This window comes from Bradyrhizobium sp. WYCCWR15520 (genome assembly GCF_056174665.1).
The window spans coordinates 1-531 of sequence record NZ_JBWBWM010000184.1; the positions used below are offsets into that span (position 1 = coordinate 1).

Annotated in this window: 1 protein-coding gene; it reads left to right on the forward strand. The window is 41.6% G+C overall.

Going from position 1 to position 531, the window contains the following annotated elements:
* Positions 1-269: 269 nt before the first annotated feature.
* Positions 270-531 (forward strand): adenosylmethionine decarboxylase (speD, locus tag AC0QUY_RS42775; RefSeq protein WP_475391766.1); only part of this gene is annotated, 262 nt, incomplete at its 3' end.

Consider the following 531-nt stretch of genomic DNA (forward strand, 5'->3'; position numbering starts at 1 on the left):
GGCTTCAAGAATGAAACACCCTTCGGCTGTATAAAATAAGAGCATGGACGGATAAAAAATAAATACCCCTTAACCATCAAATGATAAAACCGCCTTGCAAAAAATATTCAAACAAAGTATACTATTTTTCGTGAACTTCTAGTTCGTGAGCGCTTCGGCATTACTTAAAGGGTTAGGACCTCTCCGGACTAACTTTCCCCCGTGGTAAATGACCGGTTCAGTTGCTTGGAAATTCACTTTTCTAATTCTTGTTAAGGGGGGTCCATGCTATGGAAACAATGGGGCGTCACGTTATCTCCGAACTGTGGGGATGCGATTTTGATAAGCTGAATGACATGGATTTTATTGAAAAAACGTTTGTAAATGCGGCACTGAAGTCAGGTGCTGAGGTACGTGAGGTAGCCTTTCATAAGTTTGCACCTCAAGGTGTAAGCGGGGTTGTGATCATTTCTGAATCTCACTTGACCATTCACAGTTTTCCTGAACACGGATATGCCAGCATTGATGTTTATACTTGCGGAGATTTAGATC